The 4,917-nt window shown below is 73.7% G+C and carries 3 protein-coding genes and 1 pseudogene; 2 read left to right on the top strand and 2 right to left on the bottom strand.

Features of this window, described 5'->3' with window-relative positions; all coding sequences use genetic code 11:
- Positions 1–63: 63 nt before the first annotated feature.
- Positions 64–923, bottom strand: a pseudogene (locus tag ACWJ6R_RS13175) (SGNH/GDSL hydrolase family protein).
- Between the two features lie 499 nt (positions 924–1,422).
- On the opposite strand from ACWJ6R_RS13175, the gene ACWJ6R_RS13180 reads away from it, so the two are divergent.
- Positions 1,423–1,977 (top strand): hypothetical protein, encoded by a 555-nt coding sequence (locus ACWJ6R_RS13180; protein WP_449062492.1) that lies wholly within the window; start codon positions 1,423–1,425, stop codon positions 1,975–1,977.
- Here ACWJ6R_RS13180 and ACWJ6R_RS13185 read toward each other — a convergent pair.
- Positions 1,935–2,990 carry a neutral zinc metallopeptidase gene (locus ACWJ6R_RS13185; protein ID WP_449062493.1) on the bottom strand — a complete coding sequence of 352 codons (1,056 nt, stop codon included), beginning with the start codon at positions 2,988–2,990 and terminating at the stop codon, positions 1,935–1,937. The genes ACWJ6R_RS13180 and ACWJ6R_RS13185 overlap by 43 nt on opposite strands.
- 134 nt (positions 2,991–3,124) lie before the next feature.
- Between ACWJ6R_RS13185 and ACWJ6R_RS13190 the strand changes: the two genes are divergently transcribed.
- Positions 3,125–4,816 (top strand): DUF2207 domain-containing protein, encoded by a 1,692-nt coding sequence (locus tag ACWJ6R_RS13190; RefSeq protein ID WP_449062494.1) that lies wholly within the window; start codon positions 3,125–3,127, stop codon positions 4,814–4,816.
- Positions 4,817–4,917: the final 101 nt, after the last annotated feature.

A 4,917-nucleotide genomic window follows, 5' to 3' on the forward strand; every position in this document is an offset into this window, starting at 1 on the left:
CATCGGCTCCTGGAGCGGCTCGGGCACCCCGCCCACCCCCGTCATCTCCTGACCCTGCCCGGCTCACCGTGAAGGCGCACGGACCGCTCGCCCACCCGGCGGGCGGTCCGCGTCGCCCGGAGGGACGCGGGCCCGCGCCCCGCGTGGAGCCCGCGTCACCCGTGCGGGCCGGGCGGTCCGCGCAGGCCGCCCGCCCGCACGGGCTCCGTGCTCCCGCAGGGAGGCGACCAGCCAGCGGGCGATGCGGGCGTGGCCCTCACCCGTGGGGTGGACGCCGTCGGGGAGGGTCAGCTCGCGGCCCCAGCGCATGCCGAGCGGGTCGAGGAACGGCACGCCGGCTCTCTGCGCGGCGCGCGCGACGGCGTTCCTGACGTCGTAGGCCCAGCGCGGCGCGTCCCCCATCCACAGCGGGCCGACCACCACCACCGGGGTGCCGGGCCAGTGCCCGGAGACCGTCCTCAGCAGCGCGCGGCTGCCTGGTAGACCTCCTCCGGCCGGGTGCGGCGGTCGTTGTGCCCGCCGGAGATGATCAGCAGGTCGGGCGCCGGCCGCCAGGCGAGCTCCCGGACGAAGGAGTCCTGGAAGGTCCGGCCCACCCGGCCCGGGTTGACGAAGCCGGTCCCGCCCATCCCCGCGGTGATCAGCTGCCAGCCCAGCTCGCGCGCGCTCCTGGCCGCGTAACTCTCCCAGCGCTCGACCGGACCCGATCCGACGGTGAAGCTGTCCCCGACGACCATCACCACCGGCGCCGCCCGGGCCGCCATGGGCCGCGCCGCGGTCTGCCCTCCGGTCTCCCGCCCGCCTCCCCGGCCGGTCTCCGATGCCGCCCCGCCCGCCGGGGTGCATCCCGGAAGCAGGCAGCAGAGCGCCACGGCGAGAGCGGAGGAAAACGCCCCGCGCCGTTTCCGTGAAAGCCCGTGCATGCCACCTCGGAGAACCGTGGACCGCTGATGTGAACGCGGTTCCCGAAGCGCACGCCACGCCCGTGACCTCCGGCGGAAACCCTCATGTCGGGTAGATCCACGGTCACGGCCGCCCCGGGAGACCGTCTTGAGCACTCGGCATTCTAGCCAGGCCCGGCCACCTGGCCGCCGCGATCCGGAGCGAAAGAATTTACCTTCCAAAAGGTCCGAAAATATCCACTTATTTATGGGAGAAACGGACTACTTGGTCATGGAAACGCCAATACTTTCGTCAGGGAACGGCAACCCGGGAGGGCGGCGAACCGTCAACGATCCGTAATCCGTTCGACGGGACACGGCCCGGCCGGTGCTCCGGGAGGACGATCCGGCACCCACCGGCGCGGCCCGTCCGCACCGGGCGGACCGCCACGCCCGACCACGACAAGGAGACGACCATGCGGAACCGCTCCGCGCTCCCTCCCCGGCCCGGGGGCCGGCGTCTCCCCGCCGGAGGCGATCGATGACCTGCGTTTACGGCCTTCCGCCGGGCCCCCGCCCCTATCCGGCCCGCTCGGACCGCGCCTCCCGGCGCTCACGACCGGTGGGCGGCCTCGGCCTGGCGTCGCTCCTCGCGGGCGGCGCGGCCTTCCTGACCGGCCTCGTCCCGCCCGCCTCCGGCGCCTCGGCCCTCCTGGTGCTCGTCTCCGTCACCTTGGGCTTCGCCGCGCTCGGCCGGGTCCACCATCCGGCCCTGCGCCCGGCGGCCACCACCGGAAGCCGAAAGGACGGCGGACCCGGCGACGGGCCGCACGGGTGGCAGGACGACCGGGCGAGCGACCGGGGAGACGGCCGGGCGGGCGGCCGGGGAGACGGCTGGGCGGGCCTCGTCCTGGAGCTGTCCGCCGGCGCCCTGCTGATCTGGAGCGCGGTCGCGCTCTTCACCGTGCTCGCCGGCCCGGGGGCCTCCCGCCTCGACGGCCTGGAGCGGATCCGCGGCGGCCCCGCCGCGGGCTGCGTGCGGGAGGCCGGAGGTCAGCTGACGTGCGAGGCCGGGGCGGTCCAGGTGTTGCAGTAGCCGGGCCGCGCGTACTTCCAGCCGTGGTCGAGCCACCCGGCGAAGTTCTGGCCGTTGCCGTGGTCGCGCAGGCCCAGGCCGTTCTGGTCGTCGCCCCGGCTGTACTCCATCTCCAGCACGGCCTGCCAGCGGGCGGCGGTGACGCCGAGCGGGACCCGGACGGTCCGCATGAAGACCCCGGCGAAGCACTGGGCCTGCAGCTCCGACCGGCGGGAGTGCGCGTTCTGGGCGGTCTTGGACTTGTTGGAGACCTCCCACCACCACGCGCCGCCGATCCCGGCCATGGACTGCACGTGATGGCCGTACTCGTGGGCGAGCACCGACAGGTAGGGCACGTGGTTGCTCGCCGGGTCGATCCGGCCGGTCTGCTGGATCAGGTGCGACAGCCCGATGTACATCCCCCGGTTGGAGGGGCAGTAGTAGGCGGCCGCGCCGGAGGCGGGGTAGCTGCCGCACGGGCCGCGCCCCGGACGCGACCAGAAGACCCGGCGGGGCTGCTGGAAGACCGCGCGCGCCTGGGAGAACTTGGCGGCCCAGGCCCGGTCCAGGCAGCCGGTCGTCGCGTTGAGGAAGGCGAGCATGTCCCTCGCCTGGGCCGAGGGACGCGGCACCCGGCAGGTGGTGGGGCGCATCATGCCGGTGCCGTACAGCGGGTTGCGCTTGAGCCGGACACCGGTCTGGGAGCGCTGCATGTACCTCAGGTCGACGGCCATGGCGCTGCGCGCGGACTCCCGGCCCGCGGCCGCGCTCCCGCCCGCCAGCGCGATCTCGGCCTCGCCCAGCGCGCCGAGGTCGAGCCTGCGCGGCGGGTCGAAGGTCGGCGGGTCGACCTCCGCCTTCTCCGTCGGGGCGGGCACGGCCCGCTCGGTGGCCGTCGGCGCGCTTCCCGGGCCCGCCGGGACCGCCGCCTCGTCGCCACCGGCCAGCGCGGCCACCACCACGACGGCGGTGAAGGTCGTCGCGAGGACGCCGAAGACACCGAAGACCAGAGGGCTCGACCGGCGCGGGCGCATCTGACCGCCTCTCGGGGAAGACTGGATCACCGCGCGGCAATCTAGCGGATAGGCAGTCCTATATCCGTATTGACCGAAAAATCATGATAGGGCGGGCCGTCACCCCCCGGCGGTTCTCGATAGGCTGCCGACCCATGGCGGGATCTTTCTTTCACCGGACGGGCCATCGCACGGCCGTCCATCGCACGGTCGGAAGCCTGGTCGCGGCGGCCGTGCTCGCGCTGGCCACCGGTCTGTCCCCGGCCTTCGCCGGGACGGCCGGCGACGCGTCGGCCCGGGCGGACACGGTGAAGAGCGACGTGGTCGAGCTCGAGCTGCGGCAGGACGGCGTGCTGCACGTCAAGGAGACCGTCGAGTTCACCGGCGGCGCGCCGAAGCGCACGCTCGTCGGCCGGACGCGCTACGACGACGGCAACGACCGGCTCTACCAGGTCACCGGGTTCAAGGGCGACGGCACGCTCGCCGACGGATCGATCACGCTGAAGGGCTCCGGCACCGCGACGATCGAGTACGACGTCAAGGGCACGGTCACCCCGCTGGCCGACATCCAGGAACTGCGCTGGTACGCCGTGGGCGGCTGGTCCGTCCCGGTGGAGCAGGCCACGGTCAAGGTGACCGGGCCCGCCCAGATGCAGAACCTGTCCTGCTTCGCCGGGGTGCTGGCCTCCGCGGTGGCCTGCACCGCCGCGTCCTTCGACCACACCGGGACCAGCGCGGAGTTCGAGCAGCAGGGCCTCGGTCCCGGCGAGGTGCTGACCGTGGTCGTCGGCTACCCGGCCGGGGCCACCACCGGCGCGCCCGTGCTGGAGCGCCGTTTCGAGCTGTCCAACGCCTTCACCCTCAACGCCGTCACCGGCGGCGCGCTGGCCGGCCTGCTGCTCCTGCTCCTGGGCGGTCTCGGCCTGCTCTACTGGACCCGCGGCCGCGACGCCCGCGTGGTCGGCCACGAGTCGGGCTCGCTCACCCCGATCGAGAACGGCCACTTCGCCCCGCCGGACGGCGTGCGACCCGGCCAGATCGGCACGCTCATGGACGAGCAGGCCGACGTGATCGACGTGACCGCCACCATCGTGGACCTGGCCGTCCGGGGCTACATCCGGATCGACGAGCGGCCCCGGCAGACCTACGACACCCCGGACTGGACGCTGGTCCGGCTGCCCGGCGCCCCCGTCGGCTCGCTGCTGCCGTACGAGCGGGCGCTCTACGAGGCCGTCTTCCACGGCCGCGACGCGGTGCTGCTCTCGGAGCTCAAGGGCTCCTTCGGCGCCGAGCTCGGCAAGGTCCGCGACGCGCTCTACCGCGACGTCGTCACCCAGGGCTGGTTCGCCCGCCGCCCCGACACCGTCCGCACCCGCTGGACCACCCTGGGCGTGGCGCTGACCTTCGCCGGAGTGCTCGCCACCGTGGCGCTGGCCTGGTTCACCACGTACGGCCTGCTCGGCCTGGCCCTGATCATCGCCGGCGCGGCCCTGGCCGTCGGCGGGCAGTACATGCCCGCCAAGACCGCCAAGGGCGCCGCCGCCCTCGCCCACACCCTGGGCTTCCGGGAGTATCTGTCCTCGGCCGACCTCGGCGCCGACGTCCCCCCGGCCCAGCGGGTGGAGCTGTTCTCCCGCTACCTGCCCTACGCTGTGATCTTCGACTGCGTCGACCGCTGGGCCCGCGTGGTCTCCTCCGTCACCGGCAACGGGCAGCAGGCCGACAACCTGTACTGGTACCACGGCCCGGCCGAGTGGGACCTGTCGAAGTTCGCCGACTCCATGCGGACCTTCACCATGACCACCTCCGGCGCCATCTCCACCACCCGCCAGTTCCGATCCCTCTGACACACGCGATACCACGGAAGTTGACCTGCTCCCCGCCCTGAAGGGACGGGGATTCCCGTGCCGCTCACGCGGCAACGCGGGGCGCGCCGCGCGCTGTGGAA

It is taken from the genome of Planomonospora algeriensis, from assembly GCF_977012225.1.